This is a genomic window from Lysobacter enzymogenes (genome assembly GCF_017168095.1).
Lineage (GTDB): Bacteria > Pseudomonadota > Gammaproteobacteria > Xanthomonadales > Xanthomonadaceae > Lysobacter > Lysobacter enzymogenes_D.
This window is the reverse complement of the sequence record NZ_LXSD01000057.1, coordinates 1-606: the sequence shown is the minus strand read 5'-3', so window position 1 is coordinate 606 and position 606 is coordinate 1. Positions and strand designations below refer to the sequence as shown.

General features: G+C 75.1%; 1 protein-coding gene. It reads right to left on the bottom strand.

What is annotated here, in order from left to right; translation table 11 throughout:
* Positions 1 to 52: 52 nt before the first annotated feature.
* Positions 53 to 606, bottom strand: a 554-nt coding sequence (locus A7A76_RS01610; RefSeq protein WP_206409556.1) for a pilin, incomplete at its 5' end; no start/stop codon positions are given.

The following is a 606-nucleotide window of genomic DNA, read 5'->3' as shown; positions in this document are numbered from 1 at the left end:
GGCGCGAGCGGGCGTGACGCCCGCCGCGGCCGCCGCGGGCGCCGGCGCCGGCTCAGTTGCGGCAGTTTTGCGGCAGCAGCGTGGCGCGTTCGACGTCGGAGCTGCAGGTCCACTGCGCGCTGCCCGGATCGAACGCCAGCCAGACCTTGTGGCCGTCCAGCTGCGGGCGGTCGAAGCCGCGCAGTTCCAGCTGGACCGCGCACTCGCCGCTGTCCTGGAGCCGGCCGAACTGGACCGAGGCGATCTGCGCCGAGGCGTATTCGGCCGGCGGACGGAAGCCTGCGCTGGCGTTGGTCGGGCAGTTCCGGTGCGCGGCGTAGTACTGCGCGACCAGTTGCTTGTAGTCGTCGCTGGCGAGCAGGGCCTGGGCGAGCTTGGCGCGGTGGGTGTAGTCCTGGTACGCCGGGATCGCGATCGCAGCGAGGATGCCGAACACCGGCAACGCCAGCACCGCCACCACGATCAGCGCGATCGCGCAGCCCGACAGGCCGCGCTTGGGCGGCGGCGCGGACTGGCGGCGGGCGACGTGGGCCGGGGCGTAGTCGGCCGGGCTGACGCTGCGCTGGGGCTGGGCGGGGCCGGGCGAGGCCGAGCCCAGCGGGGGCG